The sequence below is a fragment of the Amycolatopsis sp. lyj-108 genome, from assembly GCF_046549005.1.
Classification (GTDB): Bacteria; Actinomycetota; Actinomycetes; order Mycobacteriales; family Pseudonocardiaceae; genus Amycolatopsis.
Genome location: NZ_JAJPWQ010000019.1, coordinates 61,837 through 78,194, shown reverse-complemented (window position 1 = coordinate 78,194; position 16,358 = coordinate 61,837). Strand labels below are relative to the sequence as shown.

16 protein-coding genes are annotated in these 16,358 nt (G+C 68.9%); 7 read left to right on the top strand and 9 right to left on the bottom strand.

What is annotated here, in order from left to right:
• Nucleotides 1-142: 142 nt before the first annotated feature.
• Nucleotides 143-1,585 (bottom strand): M1 family metallopeptidase, encoded by a 1,443-nt coding sequence (locus tag ACLJO0_RS42940; RefSeq protein WP_233598931.1) that lies wholly within the window; start codon nt 1,583-1,585, stop codon nt 143-145.
• On the opposite strand from ACLJO0_RS42940, the gene ACLJO0_RS42935 reads away from it, so the two are divergent.
• A complete protein-coding gene (locus tag ACLJO0_RS42935; RefSeq protein WP_410585638.1) occupies nt 1,584-2,381 on the top strand; it encodes an alpha/beta fold hydrolase in 798 nt (265 codons plus the stop codon). The genes ACLJO0_RS42940 and ACLJO0_RS42935 overlap by 2 nt on opposite strands.
• Here the strand turns inward: ACLJO0_RS42935 and ACLJO0_RS42930 are convergent.
• The 3 genes from ACLJO0_RS42930 to ACLJO0_RS42920 all read right to left on the bottom strand — a co-directional run bounded on the left by ACLJO0_RS42930 (nt 2,363) and on the right by ACLJO0_RS42920 (nt 4,388).
• Entirely contained in the window at nt 2,363-2,797 is a 435-nt protein-coding gene (locus tag ACLJO0_RS42930; protein ID WP_125791224.1) for a thioredoxin family protein, read from the bottom strand. The genes ACLJO0_RS42935 and ACLJO0_RS42930 overlap by 19 nt on opposite strands.
• Before the next feature lie 29 nt (nt 2,798-2,826).
• Nucleotides 2,827-3,177 carry a rhodanese-like domain-containing protein gene (locus ACLJO0_RS42925; RefSeq protein ID WP_410585640.1) on the bottom strand — a complete coding sequence of 117 codons (351 nt, stop codon included), beginning with the start codon at nt 3,175-3,177 and terminating at the stop codon, nt 2,827-2,829.
• A 254-nt stretch (nt 3,178-3,431) separates the two neighbouring features.
• Nucleotides 3,432-4,388, bottom strand: coding sequence for a LysR substrate-binding domain-containing protein (locus ACLJO0_RS42920; protein ID WP_410585637.1), 957 nt, complete (start codon nt 4,386-4,388; stop codon nt 3,432-3,434).
• Between the two features lie 166 nt (nt 4,389-4,554).
• Here ACLJO0_RS42920 and ACLJO0_RS42915 point away from each other — a divergent pair, with 166 nt between their 5' ends.
• Genes ACLJO0_RS42915 through ACLJO0_RS42905 form a run of 3 tightly spaced genes read left to right on the top strand, consistent with a single transcriptional unit; the run spans nt 4,555 to nt 7,534 of the window.
• Nucleotides 4,555-5,241: a tRNA-dependent cyclodipeptide synthase gene (locus ACLJO0_RS42915; RefSeq protein ID WP_410585636.1), complete on the top strand. Its 687-nt coding sequence runs from the start codon at nt 4,555-4,557 to the stop codon at nt 5,239-5,241.
• Between the two features lie 2 nt (nt 5,242-5,243).
• Nucleotides 5,244-6,557: a purine-cytosine permease family protein gene (locus ACLJO0_RS42910; protein WP_410585635.1), complete on the top strand. Its 1,314-nt coding sequence runs from the start codon at nt 5,244-5,246 to the stop codon at nt 6,555-6,557.
• Entirely contained in the window at nt 6,554-7,534 is a 981-nt protein-coding gene (locus ACLJO0_RS42905; RefSeq protein WP_410585634.1) for a LysR family transcriptional regulator, read from the top strand. The genes ACLJO0_RS42910 and ACLJO0_RS42905 overlap by 4 nt, the downstream gene beginning before the upstream one ends.
• A gap of 160 nt (nt 7,535-7,694) precedes the next feature.
• On the opposite strand, the gene ACLJO0_RS42900 is transcribed toward ACLJO0_RS42905, so the two are convergent.
• A complete protein-coding gene (locus tag ACLJO0_RS42900; protein WP_410585633.1) occupies nt 7,695-9,137 on the bottom strand; it encodes a M1 family metallopeptidase in 1,443 nt (480 codons plus the stop codon).
• A 208-nt stretch (nt 9,138-9,345) separates the two neighbouring features.
• Here ACLJO0_RS42900 and ACLJO0_RS42895 point away from each other — a divergent pair, with 208 nt between their 5' ends.
• Nucleotides 9,346-10,500 (top strand): MFS transporter, encoded by a 1,155-nt coding sequence (locus ACLJO0_RS42895; protein ID WP_410585632.1) that lies wholly within the window; start codon nt 9,346-9,348, stop codon nt 10,498-10,500.
• On the opposite strand, the gene ACLJO0_RS42890 is transcribed toward ACLJO0_RS42895, so the two are convergent.
• From ACLJO0_RS42890 to ACLJO0_RS42875, 4 genes are all read right to left on the bottom strand, one after another.
• On the bottom strand, nt 10,445-11,407 hold the full coding sequence (locus ACLJO0_RS42890) for an N-acetylmuramoyl-L-alanine amidase (protein WP_410585631.1): 963 nt from the start codon (nt 11,405-11,407) through the stop codon (nt 10,445-10,447). The two genes, ACLJO0_RS42895 and ACLJO0_RS42890, sit on opposite strands and share 56 nt — an antisense overlap.
• Before the next feature lie 88 nt (nt 11,408-11,495).
• Nucleotides 11,496-12,371: an A/G-specific adenine glycosylase gene (locus ACLJO0_RS42885; RefSeq protein ID WP_410585630.1), complete on the bottom strand. Its 876-nt coding sequence runs from the start codon at nt 12,369-12,371 to the stop codon at nt 11,496-11,498.
• A gap of 261 nt (nt 12,372-12,632) precedes the next feature.
• Nucleotides 12,633-13,124, bottom strand: coding sequence for a beta-class carbonic anhydrase (locus ACLJO0_RS42880; RefSeq protein WP_410585629.1), 492 nt, complete (start codon nt 13,122-13,124; stop codon nt 12,633-12,635).
• Between the two features lie 52 nt (nt 13,125-13,176).
• Complete coding sequence (locus ACLJO0_RS42875; protein ID WP_125786137.1) at nt 13,177-14,277, bottom strand: LacI family DNA-binding transcriptional regulator; 1,101 nt, start codon at nt 14,275-14,277, stop codon at nt 13,177-13,179.
• A gap of 200 nt (nt 14,278-14,477) precedes the next feature.
• Here ACLJO0_RS42875 and ACLJO0_RS42870 point away from each other — a divergent pair, with 200 nt between their 5' ends.
• Both ACLJO0_RS42870 and ACLJO0_RS42865 read left to right on the top strand, forming a co-directional pair.
• The gene (locus ACLJO0_RS42870; protein ID WP_410585628.1) at nt 14,478-15,419 is read left to right on the top strand and encodes a metal ABC transporter solute-binding protein, Zn/Mn family; all 942 of its coding nucleotides are present in this window, start codon (nt 14,478-14,480) and stop codon (nt 15,417-15,419) included.
• Nucleotides 15,419-16,252, top strand: coding sequence for a metal ABC transporter ATP-binding protein (locus ACLJO0_RS42865; protein WP_410585627.1), 834 nt, complete (start codon nt 15,419-15,421; stop codon nt 16,250-16,252). The genes ACLJO0_RS42870 and ACLJO0_RS42865 overlap by 1 nt, the downstream gene beginning before the upstream one ends.
• Nucleotides 16,253-16,358: the final 106 nt, after the last annotated feature.

Genomic DNA, 16,358 nt, shown 5'->3' with positions numbered 1-16,358 from the left:
CCCCCCCCCCCCCCCCCCCCCCCCCCCCCCCCCCCCCCCCCCCCCCCCCCCCCCCCCCCCCCCCCCCCCCCCCCCCCCCCCCCCCCCCCCCCCCCCCCCCCCCCCCCCCCCCCCCCCCCCCCCCCCCGGGGGGGGGGGGGCGTCAGCCTCGCAGGGTGCCCGGCAGCAGTTCGGCGTCCGGCGGGATCGTCGTGCCGTGGAACCAGGCGTCGAAGAACGGCCGCAGGTCCTGCTCCGAAAGCTTGATCGTGAACGCCTCGAAATCCGCCCAGGACGCGTTGGCGTTCCGGTACGCCGCCGGCCACTCCTTCAGCAGCCGCGCGAACGCTCCTTCGCCGATCTTCCGCCGCAGCGCGTGGATGGCCAGGATCCCCTTGTCGTAGACGCCGTGGAATTCCTGCCCTGCTCCCATGTCGACCAGTTTCGACGCCCAGAAGTCCTTGCTGCCACCCATGATCTCGAGGGCGGCGCGGTAGCGGTCGTCCAGGTTCTCGTTGTCCCGCGATTCCTGCCACAGCCATTGCGCGTACGAGGCGAGGCATTCGTTGAGGCAGATGTCGGACCACGAATTCAGCGTCACCGAGTCGCCGAACCACTGGTGTGCGGTTTCGTGCACCACGGTGATCAGGTCGGCCCATTTCGCGTAGGTGGGCCTGGTCTGGGTCTCCAGCGAGAAATGGATGTCCTCGTCGAGGTAGATGCCGCCGGCCGCGTCCACCGGGTACGGCCCGAACTTCGAGCTCAGGAAGCCGATGATCTCCGGCAGCCGCCTGCCGGTGTCGCGCCGGTCCTCGGCACCCGGCGCGTACGCGTTGACCACCGGTGTCCCGTCCGGGAGTGCCATCCGGTCGACGGTGAACTTGTCGATCGCCACCGTGGTCAGGTAGGCCGCCACGGGTGTGCGTTCCTGCCAGGACGTCGTGCTCCAGCCGTTCGCCGAGGTCTTCTGGATCTCGCGGCCGTTCGAGATGACGGTCCAGCCGTCCGGCACCCGCGCGGTGAGGGTGAACATCGCCTTGTCGCGCGGAGTTTCGTTGACGGGATACCAGAACGAGGCCGAATGCGGCTCGCCGACGATGAACGCGCCGCCGTCCTTCGACTTCTGCCAGCCGTTCTCGCTGCCGCCCGCTTTGGGGGTCGCCGACGGGTCGCCGCCGTAGAGGATCTTCGTGCGGAAGGTGGTCCCGTTCCGGATCGGCTCGGCGGGCGTCACCACCAGTTCGAATTCGCCCTCGCGGGCGAACTTCGCCGGTTTTCCCTCCACTTCAACGGATTGGACCGTCAAGCCGCGTAAGTCCAAGTTGTACCGATTGAGGTCCTGGGTCGCTTTCGCGATCACGGTGGTGTCGCCGTCGAGACGCCCTTTCGCGGGGTCGTAAGTGATCCCGACCTGGTATTCGGCCGCGTCGTAACCGCCGTTGCCGTCCATCGGGTAGTACGGGTCACCCGCGCCCGAAGCGCCGGGAGCCGGGTTCATCGGCGGCGGCGGTGGGGGTGTGGCGGGCGGAGGATCGGCGGTACAGCCGATAATCAGGGCGCAGACCAGCCCCAGGACCAGGCCGGCGGCGGGGACACGGCTGCGCATGGAGGGGAGCTTAGTGGTGATCCAGCGCGACGGGTTGATCACTTTCGGCGGCGACGGGCCGCCGATCGTCCTGCTGCACGGACTGATGGGCAGGGCGACGACGTGGTGGCGGGTCGCGCGAAGGCTCGAACCGTACGGGCGTGTCCACGGCCTCGACGCGCGTGGTCACGGACGCGGGCCGCGCGGCGGGCCATGGCGCACCGAGCGGTTCGCCGACGACGTCGCCGCGGTGCTGCGGACCTTCGACGAGCCCGCGGTCCTGATCGGGCATTCGATGGGCGGCCTGCACGCCTGGGTCACCGCGGCGCTCCATCCCGATCTCGTCCGCGCCGTGGTCTGCGAGGATTTCGCGCCGGATCAGCGCGGCCGGACCGTGGACACCTGGCGCGGGTACTTCGACTCGTGGCCGGTCCCGTTCCGGTCGCTGGCCCACGTGCGCGAGTTCTTCGGCGACACCGGCGACTACTTCATCGAATGCGTCGAGGAACGTGAGGACGGCTACCACCTGATCGCTTCCCTCTCGGACCTGTACGAGATCGCGGCGGAATGGGGGCGGCGCGATTTCTGGGAGTTCGTCGAACGCGTGAAATGCCCGCTGCTCGCGATCGAGGGCGAACGGACCGCGATGCCGCACGGCCAGCAGGCCGAGCTGGCCGCCCGCGTGCCCGGCGGCCTCGGACGGCATATCGTCGTCCAAGGCGCCGGGCACGTGGTGCACGACGAAGCGCCGGATACCTACCTCGGTGCCGTCGAAGCGTTTCTCTCCGACGTCATCGGTCAGCCCTTCGCGAGCTGAGCGTCGATCCAGGCGCGCAACCGCGCTTCGCCCGGGTAGCCGATGTTCCGCGACGACGGCAGTTCGGCGGCGTTGCGGACGCCGACCAGCGTCGGGAGGTAGCGGATGTTGTACCGGGTGGACAGGTCACGGCTCTGGTCGACGTCGACCTCGCCCAGCAGGAACCGGCCGCCGTATTCACCGGCGAGCCGTTCGATCACCGGCTTCATCTGGCGGCACGGCGGGCACCAGGTCGCGCCGAAGTCCATGATGACCAGCTTCTGCCGCGAGATGTTCATGACCTCGGCGTAATTGGCCGAAGTCACCGTCATCACGTTCTCGGCGGTCGGCGCGGCGGAAGCCACGCCGTTGCCGAAGCCGGTGATGAGCGCCAGCACGCCGGCCAGTACACAGACGAATCGTTTGAGCTTGGACAAGACGATCTCCTTGGCTGTGAGGAGTCCACTCAGGACGAAGACGCGGTCGGCAAACCGTTCGAGACCCAGTCTTCGATGCCTTCGCGGTACTTACGGACGTTCGTGTATCCGAGTTCCAGCAGGCGCCGACCGACGAATTCACTGTTGCGGCACGGCGTGTTCGCGCAATAGACGACGATCGCGGCGGTCTTGTCCGGGAGCACCTCCGGTGCCAGGCGGTCGGTGAATTCGGCCGCCTGTTCGTACGGGAACCCCGGAATGTTGCGGGCTTCGGGAAGATGCTCCTTTTCGAAATAGGCGACCGGCATCGTGTCGACCACGATCACCGATCCGGTCTCCATTCCGGAGAGCAGTTCCGTACGAGTGATCAACGGCAGCATGGTGCCCCTTTTCAGCAGGCCGTGATTGACGATTCCCATCGTCGGACGGCCGCCGGGGGACGCTCTAGTGCCGCATCGGCATGCCGACGGGTTATTGAGGGGTAGCGCAAAGGTGTCGGGGTCGCGGGATTCGCTCGCGGCCGTGGGGCCGGCCGTGTCGCGAAAGCCACTTTCGGGACCTCAGGCGTCGCGAAAGTGGCTTTCGCGACGCATCTCGCCCTGGGTTTCGCAACCTGCCACCTTTGCCGTACCCGTCAATATCCGGCGGCCAGCCTGCCGTGGCGGTGCAGCCAGGTGCGGTACGGCGCCGTCCGCTCGGCGAGCCGCCAATATCCGGCCGTCGCTTCGATGGCGAGTTCCGGGACGCCGGGCGCGCACGGGCCGTCCTCCCGCCAGGCGAGCACATGCCGCACACACATCGGCGCGCCGGCCAGCGGCCGGATGGCCAGTCCGTCCGACGGTGGCCGGGTCGGCTGGACCAGCCCGACGCCGTACCCGCCGCTGACCAGGTCTTCCCGTGCGGTGTCGATGTCGACGTCGTGGGTGATCCGCGGGTCGAAACCGTGCGCGAGACACATTTCGCGGAACACCACGCGGCAGCCGTCGCCGCCGCTCGACACGATCCAGTCCTCCCCGGCCAGTTCGGCGAGTTCGATCTCCTCTTCGCCGGCGAGCGGGTGTTCGGCCGGGAGCGCGACGAACGACGGCTCCTCGACGAGAGTCATGGTCCGCACCTCCGGCGGCACGGAGAGGCCGCGCCTGCCGCAGATCATGATCAGCGCGAGGTCGATGCCCCGGTTCGCGACCTGCGCGAGCAGCCGGGTGCGCGAGGTGTCCGCACGGGTGCGGAACGGTTCGCCCGGCCGCAGGTCGCGCAGCCCGCCGAGCAGCGAACCCGTGATGGCGCTGTCGTTCCAGCCGATCCTGATCGATTCGCCGGTCTCGGGTGCCCGACGGTGGAAGTCGTGCTCCAGCTCGTCGAAGGTGAGCACGATCGCCCGCGCCCGCCGCAGGATCAGGGCGCCGAGTTCGGTGGGCCGCACCCCGTGCTGGTCGCGGTGGAACAGCGGGCCGCCGACCATCCGCTCGATCCGGCGCAACTGGTGGCTGAGCGCGGGCTGCCCGAGCCCCAGTCCGGCGGCGGCACGGTTCAGGCTGCCGTGGGAAGCGATCTCACAGATCACGCGAAGATGCCGAACCTGAATCTCCATGACTTCGTATACCGCGCCCGGTTCGCGCCCGGCACCTCCGAAAGTCGAGAGCGGCGATTTCTCATAATCCGATGACAACATTCGGTGGCAATACCCGTGCCATCGAGCGATGGCTACGTTCGGTCGACGCCTCTTCTCCCGCATATCCCGCGATTCAGGAGCCGTCTTGCCGCGACCACTGCCGCTCACCGAGCATTGCGCCGATCCGCTGGCGCGGGCCGAGCACGTTTGCCTCGGCGTCAGCCCGTTCAACAGCTATTTCACCGTGGACCGTATCGCCGATCTCGCCCGCTGGGCCATGTCGGCCTTTCGGCGCTTTCATTTCTTCGTCCCGGACGGGCCGTCCGCGTTCACCCTCGAAGCGCTCGGCTACGACCCGGTGCGTGCCGCGCAGAAGGCGCAGCGGCAAGGCAATTACACGCGCAACAAGATCGTCCGCGCGGTGCGGCAGGTCTGCCCGTCGGACCCGCACACCCTGATCCTGGACACCGCCGTGCTCGAAACCGACCCCGCGTATCTGGGCTTGCTTTCCGAGGCGCACCGGCGGTTCGCCACCGATCCGGCGTTCGCCCGGCAGTGCCTCGGTGCCACGGGCTGGGTGCTGGACCGGCGGCTGCCCGAAGGCGAACACCCCACGCCTGACCAGCTGCGCAGCGCCGTCCGGTACTTCCTGGCCGAGTTGCCGATGTTCGTCGGCACCGTCGCCGTGGCCGGGGTCGGCAGTTCCGTGTTCGCCTATCACCAGCGGGTCCCGTTCCTCGAACGGCTCTACCGCGGCGAACTCTCCTGGCGGCCACTGCCCGGCCAGGGCTTCGTCGTGCTCGAGCAGGCCGTCCCGGAACGGGTGGAGTGACCGTGGAACACGACGACTTCTCCCTGTGCCGGGTGCCCGCCGAACGCCGCTACTCCTGGATTTCCGTCGCACTGCAACGGTTCGGGCAGGTGTCCTCGTTCCATCAGTTCCTGCTCGGCGCGGTACTCGGCTTCGGTATGACGTTCTGGGACGCGGTGCTGGCCATCACGATCGGTTCGGTACTGCTGGAGATCATCACCATCCTGATGGGTGTCGCGGGCACCCGGGAAGGGCTTTCGACGTCGGTGCTCGCGCGCTGGGCTGGCTTCGGCACCGGCGGGTCTTCGCTGGTCGGGCTGCTGATGACGGTGAGCCTGGCGGGCTGGTTCGGCGTGCAGAACGACGTGTTCGCCCACGGCCTCCACGCGTTGATGGGCGGCCCGCCGGTGTGGGTGTGGGCGCTCGCCGGAGGCGCGCTGGTGACCGCGATCGTCGTGTTCGGCTTCCACGCGATGGCCTGGACGGCATACCTGACGGTGCCCGCTTTCCTCGCGCTGGCGGGCTTTTCGATCATCACCGCCCTCGACGACCATTCGCTGCCCGCGCTGATGTCCGAGCCGCCACCGGGGCCGTCGATATCGCTGGCGCAGGGCACCACGCTGGTGGCGGGCGCGTTCATCATGGGCGCGATCATGACCCCGGACATGACCCGCTTCAACCGGACCGCGTCCGACGTCGTGAAGCAGACGCTGGTCAGCGTCACCCTCGGCCAGTACCTGATCGGCCTGATCGGGGTGCTGCTCGCCCACGCGGCGAAAAGCGCCGACGTGGTCGGGATCATCACCTCGTCTTCGGGAGTGCTCGGCACGCTGATCCTGGTCACCGCGATCCTGAAGATCAACGACTGGAACCTCTACTCGTCCTCGCTCGGGCTGGTGAACGCCGTCCAGGTGCTGCTGTCCCGGCGGCTGGACCGCACGACCGCGACCCTGTTGCTCGGCGGGCTCGGCACAGTGCTCTCCGCGATCGGCATCCTCGACCATTTCACCGCCTTCCTGACCTGGGTCGGCGTGCTCACGCCGCCGGTGGCGGGGGTGGTGATCGCCGAGTACTACGTGGTCCGGCGCTGGAAACCGGAACTGAACGCCACCCGCGCGTCCGGGGAACTGCCTTCGACCTGTCCGTCGTGGGTTCCCGGCGGGCTGATCTGCTGGGTGGCCGGGGCCGCGGTGGGCATCTGGCTGCCGTGGGGAATTCCCACCGTGAATTCCGTTTCGGGTGCTTTTCTGCTGTATATTCTGCTCGGCAGACGGACCGCGGCCGCGGTGCTTTCCCCGGCCATGACTTCTTTCGACGGGTCGAAAACCTGTTCGTGACAAAGGAGTTCGACGTCGTACAACTGGATGTCCACCACCTGCGGGTGATCAGGGCGATCGCGGACACGGGCAGCCTTTCCCGTGCCGCGATCGCTCTCGGCGTCACCCAGCCCGCGGTTTCCGCGCAACTCAAACGGCTGGAGAACATGCTGGGCTATCAGCTGTTCGAGCGGCGCGAAGGCAGTGTGACGCCGACGCCGATGGGTGAACTCCTGTTGCGCCGCACCGCCGCTTTGCTGCCACAGCTGGACAAACTGCTCGAAGACATCGAGCAGCGCGTCTGCCCCAGCGGCCCGCCCGGCGTCGTCCGGGTGGCGGCGGTGGCGAGCGCGCTGGTGGCGCATCTGCCTTCGCTGGTGACCAGGTTGTGGCCGGAGGTCTCCGAAGTGCAGGTCGTGCACGACGACCATCCCGAGCGGCTGCTGCCCTTGCTGGCTCAGCGGCGCGCGGAATTGGGGCTGGTCAAGGACTATCCGGGATACGAACTCGAAATACCCGCGAACGTGGACACCGAGATCGTGGTGACCGAGCCGACCTTCGTGCTGCTGCCGGAAGACCATCCGCTGGCGTGCGAGGAGACCATCGACCTGCGTGCGCTGCGGGACGAAGCGTGGGTGATGGTGTCCGATTCCTCGGCGGCCACGTTCACGCGGTACTTCGTGGAGACCTGCGCGCGGCACGGGTTCAGCCCGTCGGTCGCCCATCAGGTGACTTCGCAGCAGGTGGCGTTGCTGGTGGTCCGGTCCGGCGCGATCGGGCTCTCACAGCCGATCTGCGATCCGCGGAACCAGGGCCTGGTGGCCCGGCCGCTACGCGGGGATGTGTTGCCGCGCAGGCATGTTCTCGCTTGGAACAAGGAGACCTTCGTGGCGGGACGGCGCGCGGAGCTGATCTCGGCGGTGGTCGAAGCGTACTGGGCCGAGGCGAGGACTGCGCCGGTCTATGCCGCGTACCTGGACCGACACCGCCGCAATTAGTCACCTACTTGCGGTGCCGGCCACAGGGGCCGAAGGCTCCCTTCGCCGCATCAGACGCGGTGAAGGGAGCCTTCGCCCTGGCTCGGGCTGGTGCATGGGCTAAGGCCGAGTTTCGCAACACAACACGTTTGCCGTACCACTAAGAACCTCTTCGGTCCTGTCACATCCCCGGAAAGAGGAGCTCGTCCGGCGGCCGCACCGTGCCGTCCAGCCACGCGCGGGTGAAGTCGCCGAGGTCGAGCTGCGTCATCGCGGAGACGTAGAGCTCGAAGTCGTGCCAGTTCTGGTTTCCCTGCGGGTTGATCACCGGGAATCCCGCCACGATCTGGAAGAACGCGTCGTCGCCGATGAGACGCCGCAGCGCGTGCACCATCAGCACCGCCTTGGTGGTGGGCGCGAATTCGTTGCCCTTGCCCGGATCGGTGAGCTTGGGTGCCCAGAAACCCGCGTCACCGCTCACCTTGGCCACCATTTCGCGGTACCGTCGGTCGAGATCGACGCCGTTCTTGCCTTCGTCCCACAGCCACACCGCGTACTGCGCGATGGACTCGGGCATCAGCGTGTCGCGCCACATCTTGCCGCTCACCCCGGCGCCCCACCATTGGTACGCGGTGGCGTACACCAGGTCGGCGACGGTGGCCGCGCGGCCGTACACCGGCCGGGTCTGGGCGCCGTGTGTGTAGCCGAGGGAACGGTCGAGGAACAGTCCACCCGCCGCCGATTGCGGGTAGTCGCCGAACTTCCCGGTGAGGAATTCCAGCACCTCGGGCAGTTTGCCGCCGAGTTCGCGTTTGCCCGTCGCGCACGGATGGTAGGCGTTGATCGCGGTCCGGCCACCGGGAAGCGTGATCCTCTCGACCTCCCAGCGCCCGATGCCGAGCATCACCGTACTCGGCGCGAGAGCGGTGTCCTCTGCCCAGGTGACGGTGTGCCGTCCCGTGCCCGCGGGCACGTCGGAGACCTGAGAACCGTTGCCCAGCACGGAGAATTCGCCCAGGACGGTGACGGAGACGTGCAGGGTCGCCTTGTCGACTTCGGTGCCGTTGACGGGGAACCAGGTCATCGCCGAACGTGGTTGCCCGGTGGCCACGGCGGAATCGCCATAAGCGGCCAGCCAGCCGACCCGGCCGCGTGCGGTGGCGATCGGCTCCGGGCGCCCGTCGTAACCGACCACGACGGTGAACCGTTCGCCCGCGGCCAACGGGGTCCGCGGGGTGATCACGAGTTCGTGTTCGCCCGCCCTCCGGAACGCGGCGGCCACCCCGTCGACGGTGACCGACCGGACGGTGAGCCCGCGCAAGTCCAGGTCGAACCGGCTCAGGTCCTGGGTCGCTGTCGCGGTGATCGTCGCTCTGCCGCTCAACAGCATCGCGTATGGCGCGTAGTCCAACGCGAGCGAGTATTTGTCGACGTCGTAACCGCCGTTGCCGTCCTTCGGGTAGTAAGGATCGGGGCCGAGGACGGTGCCGTCGGGTGAGACGTGCACGTACCCGTCGCTGCCGGGTGCCGGCTGGGCCGCCGCCGAAGCCGGGCAGGCGCCGATCATCGTGGAGGCGAGCAACGCGGTGCACAGTGGCTCCTGCCACCGAATCCGCACGGTCATGAACGGGCCTTCTCTCTACGGGGGAGGATGCCCGGTCATCGTGCGTACGTCCGCGCCGCGCGCGGCACTGTCAGCCGGTCATGCCACGGCGTTATCCCGGCGGGCGGCCGAGCCGGCGTGGCTCACCCGCGCGCTCCGGGGCCGATAACGCCGCGGCATACCCGCCAGGGACTACCCCGCGCGACGCCCGGAAAGCGATCGTCGGGGCATGCCGCCCCTCCCCGCGCTGCTCGCGCTGACGACGACGGTCTTCCTCGGCTGCCTCACCGAAGTGCTGCCCGCCGGGTTGCTGCTGGGCATGTCCGAAGAGTTGGGGGTTTCACCGTCGGCCACCGGTCAGCTGGTGACGGTCTACGCGATCACCACCGCGCTCACCGCCATCCCGCTCACCGGCGCGACGCTGCGGATACCGCGCAAACGGTTGCTTCTGGCGCTGATCACCGGTTTCCTGCTCACCAATCTGCTGATCGCCGTCTCGTCGTCGTATCCGCTGATCCTGGCCACGCGGGTGGTTTCCGGGGCGCTGACCGGGGTGATGTGGTCCCTCGTCGCCGGTTACGCGATGCGGCTCGCCCCGCCTGGACTCACCGGGCGCGCGCTGGCCGTGGCCATGTCCGGCACCCCGATCGGTTTCGCCCTCGGCGTGCCCGCCGGCACCGCGCTCGGCGAACTGGCCGACTGGCGCTGGGCGTTCGCCGCGATGGCGCTGATCACCGTGCCGCTGCTGGTGTGGGTGCTCGCCGCGGTTCCCGCCGTCCCAGCGGATCCGACGCGCCCCACCCGCCCGCTCGCCGCGTCACGGCTGCCGGGGATGCGTCCCGTGCTGGCGACGGTGGCGCTGTTCTCGTTGGGGCACAACGTGGCCTACACCTACATCGGGCCGGTTCTCGCCGGGCTCGACGCGGCGACGTTGCTGGGCGCGGCGCTGCTGGTGTTCGGTTGTGCCACGGTGGGCGGGCTGGTCGCGGTCGGCTCCGCGCTCGACGGCCGCCCTCGCGCCGTCCTGCTGACCTGCACCGCCGTGACCGCCGCCGCCATCGTCCTGCTGGGAGTGAGCGACGGGGTCCACGGTCTGGTGCTGGCCGCCGCGGGCCTGTGGGGCCTGGGGTTCGGCGGCGCGCCGACCGCTTTCCAGGCCGTCACCGCCCTGATCGCGGGCCCCACGGCCGACGCCGCCCAGTCGCTCACGATCGCGGCCTGGAACGGCGCCGTCGCCGGGGGAGCGCTCATCGGCGGCCTGCTGCTGCCGCTGGGAACGGGCTTGCTCCCTTGGTGCGCCGCCTTGATCGTCCTCTCGCCGCTGCTGTTCAGCCGGCGAGTCGTGCTTTCAGCGCCCGCGGATCCGTGCCGGACCCGACGATGAGCGGCCAGACGTCGGAGCCGAGGAAGCCGGTCTCGTCGGTCGCCGCGGTCGCACCGCAGGTGTCGCGCTCCAGTCCGTGCCGTGCCGCCACCGCGGCAACAGCGTCCTTTGTGGACTGTCCGAACAGGCCGTCGACGGGCACGGCGAAACCGCGTTCCCGCAGGAGTTCCTGTGCCGTCCGCACGCGCGGCCCGCTGTCACCGGGTTTGAGCAGCGGCCATTCGGGTAGATCCACCTTGGGCGAAGCGGCGCCCAGCAGCTTCCCGACCTCGGTGCGCAGCTCCGGAAGCCGGTTGTACAGCACGGTTCCCGGGCATTCGGTCGAGTTGAAGTCCCGGTGTCCCTTGATGAACTCCGGCGAGATCCCGTACTGCGAAGCCATGTACGCGACCAGCTTCACGAGCGAGTCCCAGAGCGCCGGCGTGACGTCCTCTTTGCTGTAGAGGCCCTCGTTCTCGATCCCGATGCAGGTGCTGTTGTTGTTGCCCACGTTCGCGCCCAGCACGTGCTGGGTCCCGCCACGCAGGATCTCCAGGCTGCGATGCCTGCCTTCGGTGATGTGCCCGCCGCGGCTGTTCGTGAACTGCTGGCCGGTGTCGACCCAGCCGCGGGTGTCCATATGGAAATTCTGGATGGAACGCGACGCCCAGAAGGCGTGTTCGAGCGTGTAGTCGGTGACGTTCCCCGGCTCGACCGTGTGGTGCACCACGATGTACGTCGGCTTGTGGTTCTGCACCTCGATCGCGCCGCTCGGCGGCCGCGCGTTCCACGCGGATGTGCTGTGGATCTTCGGTTCTGCCACCCCGGACGCCGCGTCGGCGGCGGAAATCGTCGCTGTCCCCAGTAGCCCGACGGCGCTTACCGTCAGGCCGCCCTTGAGCGCGGTACGTCGGTCGAAGTCGGCCACGGGCGAAACTCCCATCATGCGCGTTGGCCGGAAAACTAACCCGCCATCGCGCCGATGACAACCATTGACCAACTTTTGTCGTAATGCGTTAGTGTTCGCCGGGGAGTGCGAACAGGCCGTCCCCGGTCTGTTCGAGCAGGCCGTCGACCAGCAGGGAGTCGAGGCAACGGTCGCGCTGCCCGGATTCGCTCCAGACGAGATCGAGCCGCGCCTTCTCGACCGGGCCTTCGCTGCCGCGCAGGACGTCGAGCAGCAGCCCGCGCACCTGGCGATCGGTCCCGGCGAACTTCTGGACCTGCTTCGCGGGCCCGGCGTAGGCGGGTCTGCCCGCGTGCTGCCAGACGCAGTCTTCGTAGATGGGGCAGTCCGCGCACCGCGGAGACCGCGCGGTGCAGACGAGCGCGCCGAGTTCCATCAGCGCGGCCGAAAGTTTCGCGGCGGGCGCGTCCTCCGGCGGCAGCAGCGCCTCGACGTCGGCCATGTCGCGGGTGTTCGACGGCGGCCCGGCGTCACCCGCGCCGTGCACCGCCCTGGCCACCACACGCCGGACGTTCGTGTCCACCACCGGCGCCCGTTTGCCGTAGGCGAAGGCCGCGACCGCGCGCGCCGTGTACGCGCCGATACCCGGCAACGCGAGCAGAGTGTCCACATCGGACGGAACGACGTCGCCGTGTTCGGCGGCGATGACGGCCGCGGCGGCGTGCAGCCGCAACGCGCGGCGCGGGTAGCCGAGCTTGCCCCAGGCACGCACGACCTCGCCCTGCGACGACGCCGCCAGCGCCGACGGCACCGGCCAGCGCGCCATCCAGTCGAGCCAGATCGGCTGGACGCGCGCGACCGGCGTCTGCTGCAACATGATCTCGCTGACGAGCACACCCCACGCGGTGCAGTCCGGTTCACGCCAGGGCAGGTCCCGCCCCACTTCGTCGAACCATCCGGTCAGCACATCCGCGTCGACGCCCACCGGGCCAGCTTAAAGAGAGGTGCGGCAAACGTGCCGTCGGGGTCGATGCCGGCGCACTCCTTGGTGACGTCGACGTGGGGGTGTCGCGAAAGCCACTTTCGGGACGCCAGACGTCGCGAAAGTGGCTTTCGCGACACGCTCGCCGAACGGTCGTGACCGGTCCGGCCGCCGCGACCGAACACCGTCGCCTCATCGCCCGGCTTGGTGAGGCGTAAGGGGAAAGGTGCCGCTTCCGCGGCGTCGGCGGCCCTCGATGAACCCTTACGCGACCTCAGTAAGGCGGCCCAGCTTCACGTCGTAGACGAAGCCGCGCACGTTGTCGGTGTGCGGCAGGAAGTCGCTGCGCCGGACGCGCTGCACCGACCGGCGCACGCTGTCCTCGACCTCGCGGAACGCCTCGACCGACCAGGTCGGCCGGAGCCCGCTGGCGGCTTCGAGTTCGTCCTTGAAGTCGTCTTCGGTGACCATGGACAGGCCGCAGTCGGTGTGCTGGACGATCAGCACCTCGCGGGTGCCCAGTTTCCGCTGGCTCAGCGCGAGCGAACGGATCGTGTCGTCGGTGACGACGCCGCCCGCGTTACGCAGGATGTGCGACTCGCCCTGGATCAGGCCGAAGATCTCGAACACCCGGATACGGGCGTCCATGCAGGTCAAAATCGTCACGTGGAGCGATGGCCTCGGGGAGGAACGGTCACCGGGGGTGACATCGCCCAGCTCCTGATTGCGCTTGAGCAGTACATCGATGGAGGTCACCGGCTCATTGGAACCGGGCGGACCGGAGGAGGGCAACACTTCGGGGCTCATGTCACGGCCCGAACCAGCGCTCTTCGGCTGTCCGCGGCGGCGCCGACGTGCGGCCGACCCGCAGTTCCGTGGCCAGGGTGATCACCTTCGGCCCGACCCGGTCGGCCGAGCTGAGCAGCAGCTTGCCTGCCGCCTTGCCCTTTTCGAGCACCGGCTGGTGGACCGTGGTGAGCCCGGACCGTTCGGCCTCGGTGATGCCGTCGAAACCGGTGACCGTCAGATCCTGCGGCACCCGCAGCCCACGGCGTTCCGCTTCGGCCAGCGCGCCGAGCGCGAGGATGTCCGAGGTGCAGATCACGGCGGTGACCTGCGGATACGCGTCGAGCAGCTGCCGTGCGGCCGAAGCGCCGTCGTCGACGGTGTGGTCGAAGCGCTCGACCACCGGCACGGTCGCCCAGTCGACCCCGGCCGCGGAGAACGCGGCGGCCAGTGCCTCCAGCCGGATCCGCTGGACGTGGAAATGCGCGGCGCTCTGCCGCTGGATGGACACGAAGTCGTCGTTGCGCTCGCGGGCGAGCCGCATGCACAGCACGCCGATCTGCCGGTGCCCGAGAGAGATGAGGTGTTCGGCCATCGCGGTGACCGCGGCCGCGTCGTCCGGGCCGACCCGGTCGACCCCGTCCACCCGCGGCTGGTCGACGATCACCGTCGGCACCGGGCGCTCCAGGACGGCGCCGAGATGCGGGTCGTCGTCGGGCACCGAATAGACGACGAAACCGTCGACGCCGGCGCGGTGCACGGCCGCGACGTCCTCGCGGCCGGGGCTCGCCGGGACCAGGTGCAGGCCGACGCCCGCGTCCTCGCACGCCAGCGCGAGCCCTTCGAGCACGCCGATCGCGGCGGGGTCGCGGAAGGCGTAGGAGAGGTTTTCGGTGAGTAAAAGACCGACAGCACCCGCCTTGCGCGTCCGCAGTGAACGGGCCACCGGGTCCGGGCCCGGATAGCCGAGGCGGCGCGCGGTCTCGAGGACGCGGCGGCGCAACTCGGGAGACAGCTGGTCTGGCCGGTTGTAGGCGTTCGAGACGGTGGTCCTCGACACACCGAGCTCTGCGGCCAACGACGCCAGTGTCGCCTGCCTCCTGGTGCGGATAGGACGGCCCATCCGCAAACCGTAACGGTTCAGAACGTTTTGCAGAAGCATCACCCGACGTGTGGCAGGTCTCGATTCAGAGTGACCCTGGGTACAGCTCATACCAGCGCGGCGGGTCCTGTCAGCCGTATGGGGTACAGTTGAATCTGACAACGGTTTCCATTACCCGGCATTGGCGACATCTGGCCTGGGCTTCCGCAGGAGTGCAGTAAATGAATTCCCGCCGTACTAAGAGTGTTTTCGCGGCCGTGTCGGCCCTGGCCGTCCTCGCGCTCGGCGCGACGGCTTGCGCGTCCGGCGACAAGGCGTCGACGAGCTCCGGCTCGCAGAACGCGTCCGCCGCGAACCCGGGCGGCGGCGAGAAGATCAAGGTCGTCGCCTCGACCGACGTCTGGGGCAGCGTCGTGACCGCCGTCGGCGGCGACAAGGTCGAGGTCACCTCGATCATCCACGACCCCTCGGCCGACCCGCACTCCTACGAGACCACCGCGAGCGACGCCATCGCCGCGAAGAACGCGAAGCTGACGCTGTCCAACGGCGGCGGCTACGACGACTTCTTCTCGAAGCTCGCCGACCAGGCCACCGGCGCGCAGAAACTGGTCGCCGTCGACATCGCCGCGACCGGCAACGAGAACGAGCACGTCTGGTACAGCCTGCCCGGCGTCGAGAAGATCGCCGACCAGGTCGCCGCGAAGCTCGGCGAGATCCAGCCCGCCTCGAAGGACGCCTTCACCGCCAACGCGACCGCGTTCAAGGGCAAGACCCAGGAACTGCTGAAGAAGGTCTCGGGCCTGGGCGGCTCGAACGGCTCGAGCGTCAACGTCATCGCGACAGAGCCCGTCGCGCACTACCTCCTCGACAGCGCGAAGGTCACGGACGCGACTCCGCCCGCCTTCGCCGAGGCCGTGGAAGCGGAGCAGGACGTGCCCGCCGCCGCGCTCAACGAGGTCAAGCAGCTGATCGCCGGCAAGCAGGTCAAGGCGCTGATCAACAACGCGCAGACCACCACCCCGGTCACCCAGCAGGTCGTCGGCGACGCCAAGAACGCCGGGATCGCCGTCGTCGACGTCACCGAAACGCTTCCCCAGGGTGTGACCGACTACATTGCATGGATGACCAAGGAAGTGGACTCGCTGGCGGGAGCGCTGAAGTAGTGAGTTCCGTACCTGCCGAGGCGCGCCCCGCGGTCCACGTCCGCGGGGCGAGCCTCGCGTTCGGCTCCAGGACCCTCTGGTCCGGGCTCGACCTCGACGTCGAACCCGGCGAGTTCCTCGCGATCCTCGGGCCGAACGGCTCCGGGAAGAGCAGCCTGCTCAAGGTCCTGCTCGGTCAGCAGGGACTGCCGGAGGGCACGGTCGAGATCGCGGGGCGGCGCCCCGGCGGGACGAACCGGCGGATCGGCTACATCCCGCAGCAGCGCGCCCTCGACGAGGGCCTGACGATGCGCGGGGTGGACCTGGTCGGCCTCGGCCTGGACGGGCACCGGTGGGGCACCGGGCTCTTCGGGCTTTCGAAACGACGTCAACTCGTGTCGAGGGCGATCGAGTCCGTCGGCGCCCAGGCGTACGCGAAACAGCCGGTGGGGCGGCTTTCCGGCGGCGAGCAGCAGCGGCTTCGCGTCGCGCAGTCGCTGGTCGGCGACCCCGGAGTCCTGCTGTGCGACGAGCCGCTGCTCTCCCTCGACCTCGCGCACCAGCGCGCGGTCAGCGAGCTGATCGACGAGCGACGGCGTTCGGCGGACACCGCCGTCCTGTTCGTCACCCACGAGATCAACCCGATCCTGTCCTATGTGGACAGGGTGCTCTATCTGGTGAACGGCCAGTTCCGGATCGGCAAACCGGACGAGGTGATGAACTCGGAGACGCTGTCCGAGCTGTACGGCACGCGGATCGAGGTGCTCAAGGTCGGCGGGCAGATCCACGTCGCCGGGGCGCAGAGCGCGCTGTGCGAGGACGAACCCCACCACATCGACGAACGGGCCTCGTAACACCGTGGACAACGAAGTGGGGTCGTTCGTACGGCCCGGACCACACGCGGAACCCGCCCCGGCAGGAGGCCTCGGGATCGGGGCGGCAGGGCGCCTTGGTAGACCA

Bases quoted from the DNA above. Each gene is read 5' to 3' on its own strand.
- ACLJO0_RS42935 (WP_410585638.1), top strand. From the start codon at position 1,584: ATGGAGGGGAGCTTAGTGGTGATCCAGCGCGACGGGTTGATCACTTTC.
- ACLJO0_RS42940 (WP_233598931.1), bottom strand. From the start codon at position 1,585: ATGCGCAGCCGTGTCCCCGCCGCCGGCCTGGTCCTGGGGCTGGTCTGC.
- ACLJO0_RS42925 (WP_410585640.1), bottom strand. From the start codon at position 3,177: ATGCTGCCGTTGATCACTCGTACGGAACTGCTCTCCGGAATGGAGACC.
- ACLJO0_RS42920 (WP_410585637.1), bottom strand. From the start codon at position 4,388: ATGGAGATTCAGGTTCGGCATCTTCGCGTGATCTGTGAGATCGCTTCC.
- ACLJO0_RS42900 (WP_410585633.1), bottom strand. From the start codon at position 9,137: ATGACCGTGCGGATTCGGTGGCAGGAGCCACTGTGCACCGCGTTGCTC.
- ACLJO0_RS42895 (WP_410585632.1), top strand. From the start codon at position 9,346: ATGCCGCCCCTCCCCGCGCTGCTCGCGCTGACGACGACGGTCTTCCTC.
- ACLJO0_RS42875 (WP_125786137.1), bottom strand. From the start codon at position 14,277: ATGGGCCGTCCTATCCGCACCAGGAGGCAGGCGACACTGGCGTCGTTG.
- ACLJO0_RS42870 (WP_410585628.1), top strand. From the start codon at position 14,478: ATGAATTCCCGCCGTACTAAGAGTGTTTTCGCGGCCGTGTCGGCCCTG.